Origin of the sequence: Aureimonas altamirensis, from assembly GCF_023702225.1 — a bacterium.
Lineage (GTDB): Bacteria > Pseudomonadota > Alphaproteobacteria > Rhizobiales > Rhizobiaceae > Aureimonas > Aureimonas altamirensis_B.
This window is the reverse complement of sequence record NZ_JAMQCO010000001.1, coordinates 113,716-129,495: the sequence shown is the minus strand read 5'-3', so window position 1 is coordinate 129,495 and position 15,780 is coordinate 113,716. Positions and strand designations below refer to the sequence as shown.

Annotated in this window: 13 protein-coding genes; 8 read left to right on the top strand and 5 right to left on the bottom strand. The window is 63.2% G+C overall.

Annotation, left to right across the window (positions count from 1 at the left end; translation table 11 throughout):
• The first annotated feature begins 78 nt into the window (after positions 1-78).
• The gene (locus NDN16_RS00595) at positions 79-1,050 is read left to right on the top strand and encodes a rhamnan synthesis F family protein (protein ID WP_251111682.1); all 972 of its coding nucleotides are present in this window, start codon (positions 79-81) and stop codon (positions 1,048-1,050) included.
• Here NDN16_RS00595 and NDN16_RS00590 read toward each other — a convergent pair.
• The 3 genes from NDN16_RS00590 to gmd are packed head-to-tail and all read right to left on the bottom strand — an operon-like array spanning position 1,037 to position 6,187.
• The gene (locus NDN16_RS00590) at positions 1,037-4,219 is read right to left on the bottom strand and encodes a glycosyltransferase (RefSeq protein WP_251111681.1); all 3,183 of its coding nucleotides are present in this window, start codon (positions 4,217-4,219) and stop codon (positions 1,037-1,039) included. The genes NDN16_RS00595 and NDN16_RS00590 overlap by 14 nt on opposite strands.
• Positions 4,220-4,256: 37 nt before the next feature.
• Positions 4,257-5,189 (bottom strand): NAD-dependent epimerase/dehydratase family protein, encoded by a 933-nt coding sequence (locus tag NDN16_RS00585; protein WP_285292260.1) that lies wholly within the window; start codon positions 5,187-5,189, stop codon positions 4,257-4,259.
• Positions 5,190-5,209: 20 nt separating this feature from the next.
• On the bottom strand, positions 5,210-6,187 hold the full coding sequence (gene gmd / locus NDN16_RS00580; protein WP_251111679.1) for a GDP-mannose 4,6-dehydratase: 978 nt from the start codon (positions 6,185-6,187) through the stop codon (positions 5,210-5,212).
• A 226-nt stretch (positions 6,188-6,413) separates the two neighbouring features.
• On the opposite strand from gmd, the gene NDN16_RS00575 reads away from it, so the two are divergent.
• Positions 6,414-8,843, top strand: coding sequence for a penicillin acylase family protein (locus NDN16_RS00575; protein WP_251111678.1), 2,430 nt, complete (start codon positions 6,414-6,416; stop codon positions 8,841-8,843).
• Here the strand turns inward: NDN16_RS00575 and NDN16_RS00570 are convergent.
• Positions 8,812-9,672, bottom strand: coding sequence for an FkbM family methyltransferase (locus tag NDN16_RS00570; RefSeq protein WP_251111677.1), 861 nt, complete (start codon positions 9,670-9,672; stop codon positions 8,812-8,814). The genes NDN16_RS00575 and NDN16_RS00570 overlap by 32 nt on opposite strands.
• Before the next feature lie 55 nt (positions 9,673-9,727).
• Between NDN16_RS00570 and NDN16_RS00565 the strand changes: the two genes are divergently transcribed.
• From NDN16_RS00565 to NDN16_RS00550, 4 genes are all read left to right on the top strand, one after another.
• Complete coding sequence (locus NDN16_RS00565) at positions 9,728-10,687, top strand: zinc-dependent alcohol dehydrogenase (protein WP_251111676.1); 960 nt, start codon at positions 9,728-9,730, stop codon at positions 10,685-10,687.
• Positions 10,688-10,697: 10 nt separating this feature from the next.
• Positions 10,698-11,096, top strand: a complete 399-nt coding sequence (locus tag NDN16_RS00560) for a 6-pyruvoyl trahydropterin synthase family protein (RefSeq protein ID WP_251111675.1) — start codon at positions 10,698-10,700, stop codon at positions 11,094-11,096.
• Positions 11,093-11,893: a class I SAM-dependent methyltransferase gene (locus NDN16_RS00555; RefSeq protein ID WP_251111674.1), complete on the top strand. Its 801-nt coding sequence runs from the start codon at positions 11,093-11,095 to the stop codon at positions 11,891-11,893. The genes NDN16_RS00560 and NDN16_RS00555 overlap by 4 nt, the downstream gene beginning before the upstream one ends.
• 242 nt (positions 11,894-12,135) lie before the next feature.
• Positions 12,136-13,026, top strand: a complete 891-nt coding sequence (locus NDN16_RS00550; protein ID WP_251111673.1) for a LysR substrate-binding domain-containing protein — start codon at positions 12,136-12,138, stop codon at positions 13,024-13,026.
• Positions 13,027-13,030: 4 nt separating this feature from the next.
• Here the strand turns inward: NDN16_RS00550 and NDN16_RS00545 are convergent, their stop codons facing one another.
• Positions 13,031-13,756 carry an SDR family oxidoreductase gene (locus NDN16_RS00545; protein ID WP_251111672.1) on the bottom strand — a complete coding sequence of 242 codons (726 nt, stop codon included), beginning with the start codon at positions 13,754-13,756 and terminating at the stop codon, positions 13,031-13,033.
• A 123-nt stretch (positions 13,757-13,879) separates the two neighbouring features.
• Between NDN16_RS00545 and NDN16_RS00540 the strand changes: the two genes are divergently transcribed.
• Together NDN16_RS00540 and NDN16_RS00535 are read left to right on the top strand one after the other, a co-directional pair.
• Entirely contained in the window at positions 13,880-15,223 is a 1,344-nt protein-coding gene (locus NDN16_RS00540; protein WP_251111671.1) for an ABC transporter substrate-binding protein, read from the top strand.
• Positions 15,223-15,780 carry an SIS domain-containing protein gene (locus NDN16_RS00535; protein ID WP_353050178.1) on the top strand — a complete coding sequence of 186 codons (558 nt, stop codon included), beginning with the start codon at positions 15,223-15,225 and terminating at the stop codon, positions 15,778-15,780. Before NDN16_RS00540 ends, NDN16_RS00535 begins: the two co-directional genes overlap by 1 nt.

Sequence of the window (15,780 nt, the reverse complement as noted above, 5' to 3'; positions counted from 1 at the left end):
ACATCCCTATGCCTGTCGACATGGGTCGTCCAAGCCGGCTAGAGCACATTCGACTCTCAGCCGTACCGGAGACTGACCTTGTCCAAACTGTATGATGATGCGTTGCCGCAAGTCTCTGTCTTCGTGCAGGTCCATTACCCCGACATATGGCAGGCGATGAGTGGCGTTATCGCACGGCGCATGTCCGTTCCCTTCAGGCTTGTCCTTACGACGTCCCTGGATGCGGACCGCCTTGCAGTTCCGGATACACCCAATCTGGTATCCTGCAGTATCCTGCAAACCGCCAATCAGGGGCGAGACATACTCCCCTTCCTGCGGGCACTGGCGGCGGAGCCCGAATTCGATATCGGCATCAAACTGCACACCAAGAAGTCGCCGCAGCGTGGAGACGGAGACCGGTGGCGTGCCGACGTAATGGATTCTCTATTGCCGGACCCGGCCGGTACCCGCCATATCGTCCGCAAACTGACGGAAGATCCTCGCGTGGGCTTCGTGGCGCCCGATCGGTTCTGTCTGCCCGTGAAGCCCTGGATACTGGAAAACGGTGATGCGATGCGGCGGGCGATGGAGGCCGTCGCGCCTGCTGTCCCGGACGACTACATAGATGGGGCGTATTTCGCCGCTGGCAGCATGTTCTGGTTTCGTCGCAGGGCATTGATAGCTCTTGCGAGTGAACGTCTCTTCGACATCTTTGAGCCGGAGATGAAGCAACTCGATGGAACCATCGCTCATGGGCTGGAACGACTGTTCCCAGTGGAGGCGCGCCGTCAGGGCTTTCTGACAATGCCCCTGTCGACCCTGATGACGACCGGTCCCCTTACAGGCGCTGACAAGATAGAAGCCATCACGCGTCAGGAGGTCGCAAAGCCCAATCCTCTCTTTCCGTCGCCCTACGAGTCGCCTGCGTCAGCTGCGTTGCCTGGAACCGTTGATACGGCCGCAACGGGACGTGCCGGCATCCTCGCGCGGCTCGGGCCGATCTATATGGCCCTGCCAACTCCTCTTCGGAGACTGGCCAAGGCGGTGCTCAAGGGCGCTAAGCCTGGGTGATCGTGCCAAGCCCATCCAGGATTTCTCCTAGTCGATCGTCGATCAATCGCGCGACATTCTCGACTCCGAACCGTTCTTGAATAAAAGCCTTGCCTGCTGACGCTCGTCGTTTCGCTTCATCCGGCTCCGATACGACCTTCAACATGGCCGCTGCGCAATCCATCTCGTCCGGCTCGGCCCAAACCTGGCCTTCGGTGTAGATGTAGTCATGCGGCGACAGACGCTTGAGACGAAATGCGATCGGATATGCTGTGTCTGGCCGGACAAATTCCGTATTTCCGGAATAGTTTGTACCGATCACCGGCTTTCCGAGCGTCATGGCCTCTGCCATGCCAAGTCCGAACCCTTCGGCGCGATGCAACGATACGTAGCAATCCGTCGCTTTCATGAGCGACAGCATCTGGCCGCGCGACAGCGATTGGTCGATGATGCGGATGCGATCATCGAAGCTGGCCATGCGAACCAGTTGTTTCTTGACTTCGGGATGGTGGTCGGCCGAGCCTGTCGACTTGACGACCAGTCCTACACGAGCAGCGTGGTCGGGAAATGCCTTCTGGAACGCGCGTACGACGGCAAGGGGATTTTTGCGTTGTAGAAAAGAATAATAGTCGAAGGAAAAGAAGAAATAGAACCGACCGGCCTCGAGGCCGAATTGCGCTCGAGCGTCCCCCTCCGCCGGCAAGCCGTCGATGTCAGGCGGAATGACGCAGGGCGGGATAACCGTTATTGGGCCATCGAACACTGTTCGGAAGCTGTCAGCCACAAAGGCATTCGGAGCCCAGATTTCGTTTATCGATGCAAGCTTGGTTCGCCAGCTTTCAGGCGCACGCGATAACTCCCAGTAAGTACGCAAAATGTTATAGCTTCGATCGAAACGTGTACTGCTTATCGAGCGGAAGACTTTCGGGAGTTCGTCGGGGGTCACCTCTATCACGTTCACCGCGTGGGCAAGTCGCGTGTCGTACCGTTCCGCCATGTAGGGTGCGCCACGCCTCTCCTCTACACCGACTGTGAAAGGGTAGATGGCGAAGGGGCGGTTCGTGTGCGAGAGTGCGAGCGCCAGCCCTCGCAGGGACTGTCCGAGACCCAACTGGGCATCTATATAGCCGACGAGGAGGGTCGATCCCTGAACCGGTTGCTGTCGCTTGTGGTAGAGCGCTGTCGCCGTCTGGCTGCCCCGTTGTCCGAGCCGGGACAGGTCACGCCTCATGCCCATCCATCGTTGCTTGCTTGCCTTCAGGAAATAACCGAGTTCCGAGGCCGTGTGCTCGGTTGCCGACTTGAAGCCTTTGGATTCCCAGGCAGCACCGAACTGCTCGGTCAAGCGCCCGGCAGTCTTCAGGCGCCGTGCGGCAATGCCACCCAGTCGCGTCAGCGCGGTGGACTGCCCCTTGCGCATGACGCTTATGGCATTCGCTGAATTTTGCCTTCGCCTGAGAGCCTCGATGGTTGGTTCCGGGTCGCGCTGCTGTATCTGCGACAAGGCATTGCGAACCATCATGGCCGAGTTCCGCACCGTGAATCCGTTTCGCACGCGCAAGAGACCACGCTCGGAGAGTTCGCCAAGCTCGGCGTCACTGAGACGATCACTCCGGACTAGAGCCTCCAGAAGATCATCGGCCGAAGGATGCTTGGGAGTGACGGTCGACAAGCCCGCATCCGGCCCACCGCCGAAACCCAGCGAGCCCTCGAACTTGAAGTCCGCGGACAGGCCGCGATCTGCAAATATGCATGGAACACCGCATGCGTGCGACTCCAGGATCGTCGCTAGGCGCCCCTCGTTCGAAGATACGCCTATCGAGAAATCGACACTGCGATACATAAAGGCCAGATCGTCGTCATCCGGCCATGAATCCACCTCGTGAACAACGATCCTCTCAGCAGCGAAACAGGCGATATCCGAATTGCCCCAGCGGTACTGCGAGTCCGGTGCCCGTCCCAAACTGTCGAGAAGGCCGAGGCCGAAAAGAACGAGTTTCACGTGGGGGCGATCGGCCGAAAATAGGTACCAGGACTTAAGGATTAGATCGAGCGCCTGCGTCTGACTTCGGTCCAGGATCGCAAGGTAGGTCTTCTCATCGAACAGTCGCCTGGACGGTCCCCATGGGTTGAAGACGTCGGTCTCGACGCCGAGCGGGGCGACGAACGCGTCGCGATACCCCGCAGCCTGGAACAGGACGCATGTGTCCCGCGAGGTGGTGAACACGCCCTGGTAGCGCTCGCTTGCCTGGCTCCAGGATGGGGGAAGGGCGGTTCCCTCATAGGCGGTGTAGATGTAGCCCTGCGTTTCCGCGCCGGGCGACGACATGACGAGTTCCGGACGCGCCGGACTGATCAGACCATAGTGCTTCAGGAACGGGTGCAGGCGGACACAGTAAGCGTCCCAGGCATCTGCATGCCGAAGGGAGGGTCTCGACTGATGCAGGCCGTAACCAAGGTTTTTCCTGGCAAAATGCTGTTTGTTTTTCGCAATGTACTCGGCCTTGAGAGCCAGCTTGTCCTTATTGAACGTCGAGCTTGAAAAATGCTCGATCTGCGCAGTCGGCAGATATGCGCAACTGTAGCCGGATTGACGCAGCCTGTAACCGAAATCGGCATCCTCATGATAGAATCCGTACTCATCGTCGAGAAAACCGATTTCGTCGATGACGGACAATCGAACAAGCGCGCAGGTCAGTTCGCAGAAGTCGGATTCCAGACGCCGTTGCTCGAATTCCAGCGGTTTCACTTCGTGGAAAAAGTCGACAGTCTCGAGGTCCCACCGCACACGATAGGATAGTGGCTGGTCTCCAAGAGTTTCGTCTACGATGATCTGTGACGGTGCGACGATTCCCAGCCTGTCGTCGCGCTCCATTTCGGTGAGCATGGCGCCGATCACGTCGGTCCGAAAAACGATGTCGTTGTTCGATACGCAGACGTATCGCGCGCCACGTTCGCGGGCGATAGAGGCCCCGATATTGCATGCTTGAGTATACGTGTGCGGTTGCGACAACTGCACGAGTTCCACGTTCGATTCGGCACAGACCTCTGCAGTGTCATCGATGCTTCCCTGATCCAAGACGACAACCCGGGACGGATCGAACCGCAACGTCGGCAACATTCGGCGCAGGAGTCCGCCACCGTTTATGGACGGGATCACCATAAGGACTTTATCGGACGCATCCACCATGGGACAAACCTTCTGCGTTCTTAGTAGCTGCAGGCTCTTAGATTAGGCTTGGCGATTCGGCACGCCACGCCTCGAGAACGTCATGCAGCGTCTTTTCGAAAGGTATCTCGGCACGCCAGTCCAGAAGGCCATTCGCGCGAGTTGCGTTCCCAACGGCACGGCGCGTGCCGACCGCGCCGAATTTCATTGGATCCGCCCTGATCTCTATCGATGTCCGGCTCATCTCTCTCAATCGGTCTAGAACGAGGGAGATCGGGCGTGGTATGCCGCTCGCGAGATTGATAGCGATGCCCGCCGGGAGCGGTTCGGCCATGGTGGCGGCGTGCGCGTAGGCTCGCACGATATCGCGGACGTCCGAGAAATCCCGCTCGGCCTCGAGATCGCCCACCTCGATGATCGGCTTCTGCCGCCCCGCCTCGATCCGGGCGATCTGGCGCGCAAAAGCCGGCACGACGTAAGAGTCCGATTGTCCCGGACCGGTGTGGTTGAACGGCCTGAACCGAACGACATTCAATCCATCAGCCGCCATTTGGCCCAGCAGCATGTCGGCCGACGCCTTCGTTACGCCATAAAGGGTTTGTGGCTCGAGTGGGGCGTTCTCATCGAGCGGTTCGGCGATCGTGGCAAATGATCTGCCGTATGCCTCGGAACTGCCGGAAAAGATCATACGTGTCTGCGGACGGACATCCAGGATGGCCGACGCGAGGTTCAACGTCCCGATCAGATTTGTGTTGAACGCGGCCACGGGCGCTTTGCGAGCATCCGCCGGCGCTGCCACCGCCGCAAGATGCACGACGGCGTCCGGCTGAAGCTTCGCCAGGATCGACCTGATGCCGGCCGCATCCTCGAGGCCAGCGCCGGCATTGTCGAAAAAGGGAACGGCATCAACTTCCATCGACCTGAAATGCGCCATAAGCCATCGCCCGACGAAGCCGGATGCGCCAGTTACTGCTACACGCGCTTTAACCATCGAATGCTCCGGAGACCCGATCAGTGTCGTCGAAGTCGCTTTATGTCGGCATCGACCATTTCGACGATCATGTCCTCGAGCGATGTGCTCGCTTCCCAACCGAGCCTGACTTTCGCCTTCGCTGGATTGCCGAGCAGAATATCGACCTCAGCCGGGCGAAAGAGATTCTGATCGATGACGAGGTGATCTTCCATGGATAGCCCCGCATGGGCGAAGGCTATCCGGCACATATCACGGACCGTGACGGTGCGCCCCGTCGCGATCACATAGTCGTCCGGAACATCCTGCTGGAGCATGAGCCACATCGCCTCGACATAATCACGCGAATGACCCCAATCGCGCTTGGCATCGATGTTGCCGAGTCTCAATTCGGATGCGAGACCGAGCTTGATACGCGCAACAGCATCAGTAACTTTTCGGGTTACGAATTCGATGCCGCGCAGCGGAGACTCATGATTGAACAATATGCCGCTGGACGCGTGCAACCCGAAGCTCTCGCGGTAGTTGACCGTGATCCAGTGGCCGTAGAGTTTGGCGACCGCATAAGGCGACCTGGGATAGAATGGCGTTGTCTCGGACTGCATATCCTCCTGGATCATGCCGTACATTTCCGATGAGGATGCCTGATAGAAGCGAGCTTCCGGGCGCTCTATCCGAATGGCTTCCAGCATGTTCGTGACGCCCAGCGCCGTAACCTGACCTGTCAGGATGGGCTGTTGCCAGGATGACTTGACGAAGGATTGAGCCGCGAGATTGTAGACTTCGTCGGGCTTCGTTTCCCGTACCGTCCGCATGATCCCGGACAGATCGAGAAGGTCGCCATCGAGCAAACGAACCTTGTCGGCGATACCGAGCCACTTCAGGCGAACATCATTGACGTCGGCCGTGCTGGATCGGCGCAATATGCCGTAAACCTCATAACCCTTGCCGAGCAGCAGTTGCGAAAGATACGCTCCATCCTGACCCGTGATACCGGTGATCAACGCCTTCTTGGTCATAGTCTCTCTCAAAATCGTCGGCATTTCAGAATGCGCGGCAAAGGGCTTCGGCTGCGTGCAGCATCTAATCAGGCTGGTATTCAAAGGCAATCTGAATGCCGCCATCCGTGAAGATCGCGCAAGTCGCCTGCGTCTGAAGCATGAGTTTGCACCCATGAGTTGCAGAATTGCACTGACCCCGTAAGGTCGTCATCCTGGCTTACGAATGCATTGGGAGGTGCGTTTCATGTCGACTATGCGAAGTCTCGCCTTTGGCGCGGCGCTGGCCTGCCTGGGTGGCGTCGTGCCCGCCTTCGCCCAGATGTCGGGGGCCGTCGGCCGGGAGGCGCGAAGCGTCGCCGGCCTCGATGCGCCTGCCGAAATCCTGATCGACCACTGGGGTATCGCGCACATCTATGCGGACAGCGAGCGCGATGCTCTGTTCCTGCAGGGCTACAACGCCGCGCGCGACCGCCTCTGGCAGATCGACCTTTGGCGCAAGCGCGGGCTGGGCCGACTGTCGGAAAGCTTCGGGCCGCGCTACGTGGCGCAGGACAGGGCGGCGCGCCTGTTCCTGTACACCGGCGACATGGATGCGGAGTGGGCCGCCTACGGGCCCAAGGCGAAGGACCAGACCGACGCCTTCGTCGCCGGCGTCAATGCCTTCGTGGAGGAGGTACTGTCGGGCAAACGCGAGATGCCGGTGGAGTTCCGCGTCAGCGGCACGCGGCCGGAGCCGTGGAACGTGGAGGATGTGGTGCGAATCCGCAGCCATGGCCTGACCCGGAACGCGACCTACGAGGTTTTGCGTGCCCGCGTGGCCTGCGCGGCCGATCTCGAGGTCGACAGGCTGCGCAGCAAGCTGCAACCCGAATGGACGACCAAAATTCCCGAAGGTCTCGACCCATGCGAGGTGCCCGCCGACGTCCTGGCCGATTACCGGCTGGCGACGAAATCGGTCGACTTCGCCCCACCGGACGAGCGGGATGCGGCGCTGATCGAGCGGGAGTTCCTGACGCTTTCTCAGGAAAATCGCGACGTCATCGGTTCCAACAACTGGGTAATCGCGCCGGAGCGGAGCGCCACCGGGCGCCCCATCCTGGCCAATGATCCCCATCGGACGCATGGCGTACCCTCGTTGCGCTACATCGTGCATCTCGATGCGCCGGGCCTGTCCGTGATCGGCGCGGGAGAGCCGGCACTGCCGGGAATCTCCATCGGTCACAACGGCACGATCGCGTTCGGCCTCACCATCTTCTCGATCGACCAGGAAGACCTCTACGTCTACGAGCTGAATCCCGACAATCCGAACCAGTACCGCTATGGCGACGGCTGGGAAGACATGCGCGTCGAGACGCAGTCGGTCGGCGTCAGGAACGGCGAGCCGGAAGAGGTGGAACTGCGTTTCACCCGGCACGGGCCTGTCCTGAAGGTGGATGCGGAAGCGGACCGCGCCTTTGCCCTGCGCACCATCTGGCTGGAGCCGGGGACGTCCGCCTATTTCGGCTCGTCGGACTACATGGGTTCGAAGAACTGGAACGAGTTCCGCACGGCGATGGACCGTTTTGCCGCGCCGTCGGAAAACCAGGTCTATGCGGATACGAGCGGCAATATCGGCTGGGTCGCCGCCGGCATGACGCCGAAACGCGATAGCTGGGATGGGCTGCTGCCCGTGCCGGGCGACGGGCGCTACGAATGGGAGTTCTTCACCCGGGCCGACCTTCCGGAAAGCTATAACCCGGCCAAGGGCTGGTTCGCGACCGCAAACCAGATGAACCTGCCGGACGACTTTCCCGTGGCGGAGAAACCGATCGGCTTCGAATGGGCCAACCCCAGCCGCTACGAACGCATCGTCGAAGTCCTGTCGGCCAATGACCGCATGACGCTGAAGGACGCGATGGACCTGCAGAACGACGATGGCAGCATGGTGGGCCGCCGTGTCGCCGCCCTCTATGCCGATTTCGAACTGCCGCCAGGAGCAAGCGAGGCAGAACAGTCCGCCTTGCGGCTTCTGAAGGCCTGGGACGGGGTCGTCGGCGTCGATAGCGGCGCGGCAGCGATCGGCGAAATCATGGTCGATGGGCCGCTCGGCATCGAGACGATCGCGGTGGCCGCGCCCGAAGGCGCACGCCCGATCATGGAAGAGGGCGACATCGGCGCCATTCTCGATCTTCTGGAAGAGCCGGATGCCCGCCTCGGTGCCGATCCGGCCGCAGCGCGCGACGGCATCCTTGCCTCGGCCCTTTCGGAGGCGACCGCCAGGGCCCGGACCTTGATGGGCGACGACGCCGCCACCTGGCGATGGGGCGATATCCACCAGGCCATGTTCGTTCCCGACATCGCGCCGATGCTGAACGATGCGCAGAAGGCGCAGATGAGCGTCGGCCCGCTGGCGATGGGCGGGTCGGCCAGCACGCCACGCGCCGCGAGCTACAATCCGGACTTTTCCCTGCGGGCAGGAGCCTCGTTCCGCATGGTACTGGATGTCGGCAACTGGGACGCCAGCCGCACCATCAACACGCCCGGACAATCGGGAGATCCGGCCAGCCAGCATTACCGTGACATGGCGCCGTTGTGGGCCGCCGGGGCCTACGTGCCGCTGTTGTACAGCCGCGGTGCGGTTGAAACCAATACCGCGCACGCCATCACCCTGCAGCCGGCGAAACAGCCGCGCTGACGGGCGATCCGCGTCGGGCGGCATAGATGTCGCCCGACTGCGCCTCATCGGCCAGATCCAGGATTTGCCGCCGCATGGACGCCGCGTCGCACCATGCGGCGTTCGCCCATCGATCGCCTTCGCCGACGACGCGGTTGAAGCGATAATCGCCTAGTGCCGCGAGCCGGTCGATCGCCTCCAGGGCCACCGACCGGACCGACGGAACGTATTCGAAGGCGATCACGGGGATCGGACGGCTCAAACCTGCCAGGATGTCGGCCTCGGCGCCCTCCACGTCGATCTTGCAGAAGGCCGGCAGGCCATGGCGATCGATCAGTATGTCCAGCGTGTGCACCTCCACCTGTCGCCGCTCGTCCCATCGCACGTTGCGAAAGCCCGTCGCGAGCGATGCCCGGGCGATGTAACCCGGCGAAATCGTGGAGACGGTCGGATGTCTGGACGAAACGTGCAGCGTCGTGGTTCCGGCTTCCGCACCGAGAGCGCAACGCTCGACCGCGACGAGGCGCCGGCCCATGCTGCGTTCCAGGAGGTCGGCATAAAGCGTCTGAGGCTCCACCGCGACGACGCGGGCGCCCAGTCGCGCCAGGGCGAGGCTGCGGTTGCCGACATGCGCCCCGACATCGAAGACGAGGTCGCCCCGGTTCACGAAGCTGCCGAAAAAGCGCCGGAGCGCGCGATCCTTCCAGGGGCGGGCACGGTAGATGACCAGCGAGCGCACGAGCCCGACGAATACGGAAAACCTTGCCAGACCGCCTGCTCCTTCGCCGCGCCCATCCTGCCCGGAGAGATAGGGCGCATCGTCGCTTTGCCTTCTGCCTGCACCGCCCAATCTTATCGTGCCTGACACGGAGCGGCGAAGGCCGACGGGCATCGGGGGAGATTGCATGGCGCGGGCGCTGTGGCTGGAAAGCGAAGGGAGGGCGCGGCTGCGCCAGGAGCCGGCGCCGCATGCCGGGCCAGGCGAGGTCATCGTGCGCGCATCCTATTCCGGCATCAGCCGTGGCACCGAAAGGCTGGTTTTCGACGGCCGGGTTCCGCCCGGGCAATGGCAGGGCATGCGTGGGCCCCACATGCAGGGCAGCTTCGACTTTCCGCTCAAATACGGCTACGCCGTCGTCGGCGAAATCGTCGACGGCATGCCGGACAGGGCGGGCCAGGCCGTCTTCTGCCTGCATCCCCATCAGGATGTCTTCAGCATACCGTTAGCAGACGCCGTGCCGGTGCCGGAGGGTCTGCCGCACAGGCGTGCGGTTCTGGCCGCCAACATGGAAACGGCGCTCAATATCGTCTGGGATGCCAATATCCTGCCGGGAGACCGGGTCGCCGTTTTCGGGGCCGGCGTGGTCGGCTGCCTCGTCGCATATCTGGCGGCGCGCATTCCGGCGACGGACGTCATCGTCATCGACCGCCAGTCCTGCCGCGAGGAAACCGCCCATGCCCTCGGCATCGCCTTCGCGCGCTCCGCGACCGGGCGGACGAATTGCGATGTCGTGGTGAACGTGACCGGGTCCGGTGACGCCTTGTGCGAGGCAATGGAGATCGCCGGCTTCGAGGCGCGGATCGTGGAAGCCAGCTGGTACGGCAGCCGGCCGGCGGAACTGTCCCTCGGCGGAGCCTTTCATTCCCGCCGCCTGACGATCGCCAGCTCGCAGGTCGGCTCCGTGTGTCCGTCGCGGGCCCCGCGCTGGCCGTCGAGACGGCGGCTGGAAACGGCGCTGGCGCTTCTGGCGGATGCCCGGCTGGATTGTCTGGTCGCCGGGCAAAGCGCGTTCGACAGCCTCGATACCGATTATGCCGGCATCCTTGCCGACCCGTCCACCCTTTGCCATTGCGTCCGCTATTGAAGGAGCTTTCATGTACGCCGTCGAAGTCCGTGACCATATCATGATCGCCCACAGCCTTCCGCGACCGGTCTTCGGCCCGGCGCAGGCGATGCACGGAGCGACCTTCGTCGTCGATGCGGCGTTCTTCACGGACGATCTGGACCGGGATGGGCTCGCCGTCGATATCGGTCGCGCCGGCGACCTGCTGTCGAGCGTGCTGAAACCCTTGAACTACGCCAACCTGGATGCCTCTGCCGCCTTCGCGGGCAAGGTATCGACCACCGAGGCCATTGCCCGGCACATTTTCGATGGACTTGCCGCGGCGATCGCCGATGGCGCCATGGGCGATGCAGGTGCGCCTGTCCGTCGGCTACGGATCACACTGCATGAATCCCATGTCGCACGCGCCTGGTACGAGGCCGAATTGTGAGCGGTGATTTCACGCCCGATTGGCTGTCCCTGCGCGAACCGGCAGACCGGCGTGCCCGTGACGCCGGCCTTCTGTCGCGTCTCGCGGCCGTCCGCCGCGAACGATCGATCGAGGAGGCTGTCGATCTGGGGTGCGGAACCGGGGCGACATGGCGGGCGATGCCGATGGAGATGGCCGAAGGCCTCCGCTGGACGATGGCCGACAGGGATGCCGCATTGCTGGACGAAGCGGAGCGGCAGATCGGCCCAAGGCCGAATGTCGATTACCGATCGCTGGACCTTGTCGAAATTGCCCGCATACCGGTGCCGGACCGCGGGCTGGTGACGGCGTCGGCTCTCTTCGACCTGTGCTCGGCGCGTTGGATCGACGCCTTCGTCGCGCGCATTAAGGCAAGCGGCTCGGTTCTCTATGCCGCCCTCACGCATGATGGCCGCGTATCGTTCAAACCCGGACACGCGGCGGATCGGCAAGTGTGTTCGGCTTTCGAAACCCATCAGCGGACCGACAAGGGGCTGGGGCCGGCTCTGGGCCCGGATGCCGCACCCTATCTTGCCGCGCGGTTGCGCGATGCGGGCATGAACGTCCTGCTGGCGCCCTCCGACTGGATCCTGACACGCGGGGACGCGGGCCTGCAACGCGCCTATCTCTACGGCTATGCCGCCGCCCTCGGCGGTGACGCGTCGTTGCCGCAGGGCATGCTCGATGCCTGGTTGTCGCACCGCCTTTCGGCCGTCGATCTGGACGATGCCTCTTGCGTCGTAGGCCATTGCGACATGCTGGCCTGGCCGCCCGGTTGACGATGCGGGCCCGATCGGCCGTCGAGGAGGCCGATGTCGCGCCGGGTCCGTTCCGGGAGGTCTTCCTCGCGCAGCTTACGGGGGCCGTCGAGCAGGCGACGGATAAAGGCGTTCGATAAGTGATGAAAAAAAGATACGATCATGTCCGTGTGTCCATGCTGCCCTGATGCATGGACAATGCCTCGGTGCTTATGCCATGACCAATCGAAGTTCGCCCTCTTGGCATAAGGTGGTTCGATAGCATGTCCACGTTGCCGCCCTTGTCTGCCATTCGCGTCTTCGAGGCGGTCGCGCGCAATCTCAGCTTCAGTCGGGCCGGCGACGAACTGGGGATGAGCCAGGCTGCGGTCAGCTACCAGATCAAGGTTCTGGAAGACCGGGTGGGAAAGCTGTTCCACCGCCGCCATCGCCATATCGAGCTTACGGAGACAGGGCGCCTGCTGGCGCCCGGCGTTCGCGAGGCGTTCGGCCAATTGTCCGAGACGTTCGCGCGGGCCGCGGCCGAGCGCACCGAGGTTCTCTCCATGACGGTGGTGCCCACCTTCGCCTCGCAATGGCTTGCTCCGCACATCGGCGTCTTCCAGATGTCCCATCCCGATATCGCCGTGCGCATCGAGGCGGCGACGGCGCTCGAACAACTCGGCTCCGGGCGTTTCGACGTGGCCATCCGCTCCGGGCCGGGCGGCTGGGCCGCCATGCAGGCGACGCGGCTGCTGCCTGTCGAGTTCACGCCCATGGTTTCTCCGGCCGCCCTGGAACGGTTCGGCCAGCTCTCGACGCCGTCGGACCTTGCGGGCTTTCCGCTGATCGATCCGGGAGACCCATGGTGGGATCAGTGGTTTGACGAGGTCGGCGTTCACAGGCCGCCTTCGTCCGGGCGAGCCTCGACCATGGGTTCGCAGCACCTGGAAGCCATGGCTGCGATGGCGGGCAACGGAGCGGCGATCCTGACACCCTTCTTCTACCGGGCCGAGCGGGCGGAAGGGCGCCTGCTCGCGCCCTTCCGCCATATCGCTCGGAACGGGCATTCCTATTGGCTCTGCGCGCCGCCCGGCCCTGTGCCGCGCAAGGTGCGCCTGTTCACCGAATGGCTCCTGACGGCGCTCGATGTCGGGGAGGGCACTGGGGCGTGATGGCTCAGACGGCAGTGAAGCCGCCATCGACGGGCAGGCAGATGCCGTTCAGCATCGCCGCCGCCGGGCCGAGCAGGAATGCGACCGCCTCGGCAACTTCCTCCGGCTCCACGAAGCGCCCCATCGGGATGCGCTGAAGCATCGGCCTTGCCTTGTCGGCGTCGCTCCAGGCCTTTACCGCCATCGGCGTCAGCGTCACGACCGGGTTGACGGCATTGGCGCGAATGCCGTGCGGCCCGTATTCCAGCGCCATCACGCGCGTGGCCGCATCGAGCGCGCCCTTGGAGGCACAGTAGACGAGGTGGTCGCGGATGCCGACGGTGGACGCGATACTGGACACGTTGACGATGCTTCCGCCGGCACCGCGGTCTATCGCCTGTCGCGCGAAATCGCGCGACAGCGCCAGCGGCGCCCGCACATTGACGGCCATGATTTCCTCGAACGTCTCCAGGCGGAAATCCATTGCCGGCTCCAGCGTCGTCGTGCCGGCACAGTTGACCAGATCGTCCACCTTTCCGGCACGGGCGATCAGTCCCTCGACGGCCTCTGAGTCGGCCAGATCGGCCTGGACGGTCTCGCACGAGGTTTCGCCGGAAAGGCTTTCAAGGTCGGCTGCGGTGCGCCCCACGGCGACGACGCGCGCGCCCAGGCGAGCCAGCAGAAGGGCAGTGGCACGCCCGATGCCTTTTCCGGCGCCGGTCACGAGTATGCGCCTGCCAGACAGATCCATCGTCGCCCTCCCACCGGGTGATATTTTGTATTTCCGTTTTTACAAAATCTCTTCACAACCGCAAGTTTGTATCTTAACCTTCGGTATAGATCGCCGGGAGCGCGATCGTACCGGGAGGAAATCATGAGACAGTTCTTGCTGGCCTGCGCCAGCGTGGCGGCGCTTGCCTGCGCGGCTCCGCACGCCATGGCGCAAGGAGAAGGCTGGAGCCTCGAAAAGGCGGCGGAGCCCTACAGGGGATCCGAGATCAGCGTCATTTTCCTGGATCGGCCGGGCTACCGCGCGATCATAGATCTGCTGCCCCAGTTCGAGGAGGCGACGGGCATCAAGGTCAATTACGAAATCGTCCCCTATGAGAACACGCGCGAGCGGCAGGTTCTCAACTTCACCTCGATGGGAGACCTGACCATCGCCCTGGTCGACCTGGTCTGGATCGGCGAGTTTGCCGAGAACGGCTGGATCGTCCCCGTCGAGAATTTTACCGGCGATCCCGAGATCACCGATCCGAAGCTGAACCTGCAAGGGTTCTTCCCGCTGCTCCTGGATGCGTTCGGCACCTGGGACGGCACCGTCTACGGACTGCCCTTCGACAATTATTCGGGCCTTCTCTTCTACAATCGCTGCATGCTCGAGGAGGCCGGCTTCGACGGACCGCCGGATAGTTGGACGCAGTTGAAGGACGAATACGGCCCCAAGCTGACAAAGGACGGCAAGTTCGCCTTCGCACTGCAGTCGCGCCGCGGCGAGACGCAGTCGGCCGACAGTTTCATGCGGGTGCTGTGGCCTTTCGGCGGCTCGCTCCTGAACGACGAGTTCCGCTCGAACCTGATGAGCGAGGGCAGCCAGGCCGGGCTTAACTTCAGGCAGGAGCTGATGCAGTACATGCCGCAAGGCATTGTCAGCTACGATCACAACGAGGCCGTCAACGCGCTGGCGCAGGGCCAGGTGGCGATGATCACCGAATGGTCGTCCTTCTACTCCACGCTGGCCGACCCTGCGACGTCGACGCTCGGCGACTGCCTCGCCGTGGCGCCTGAGCCGGAGGGCCCGGCCGGCCGCCTGCCTGCGCTGGGCGGCTTCTCGCTGGCCGTCGCCTCGCAGGCGCCGGAGGATCTTCAGAAGGCGTCCTGGCTGTTCATCCAGTGGGCGACCTCGGAAGACATCGCGCGGGCCTATGTGGATGCGGGCGGCGTCTCCGGCCGCACCGCGGTCTATGAGGATCCCGAAGTCCGGGAGACGTACCAGTTCGTCGAGCCGATGGTGGCGTCGTGGCAGAAGGGCGTGCCGGAATTCCGTCCGCGTTTCCCCGCGTGGCCGGCCATCTCGGAGATCGTCGCCGAATGGGGCACCAAGATGATGCTGGGCGAGGTGACGGTGGAAAACGGCGCCAAGGAGATCGGCCAGCGGATGGAGCAGGTGCTGGAACAGGAAGGGTATTACGGCGGCGATAAGGCGCTGCTGCAATAGTGCCGACGACGATTGGCCCCTATCGGGCCGCGCTGGACGAGATCGGCGCGGCTCTGGACCGGATGGACGAGGGCGGCTTCGTCGCCTTCGTCGACGCCATCGCCCTAGCGCGCCGCATCGCCCTCTATGGCGTCGGCCGCGAGGGGTTGGCGATCAAGGGCTTCGCCATGCGCCTCTTCCATCTGGGGCTCGACGTTTCCATGGTCGGCGACATGACGACACCGTCCATCGGGCCGGGCGACCTTCTGGTCGTTTCGGCCGGGCCCGGCGGTTTTTCCACCGTAGACGGGCTGATGGGCGTGGCGAGGGCGGCGGGTGCGCGCATCGCCCTCGCCACAGCCAATCCCGACGGCAGCGCCGCGCGGCTGGCCGACATCGTGCTGGTGGTGCCGGCGCAGACGATGGCGGACGATGTCGGCGGCGCATCCGTGCTGCCGATGGGCTCGCTGTTCGAGGGGGCCGAGTTCATCCTTTTCGAGATGGCCGTCCTGGCCCTGGCGAAGCGTCTCTCCGTCGATGCCGGCGCCATGCGCGCGCGGCACACCAACCTGGAATAG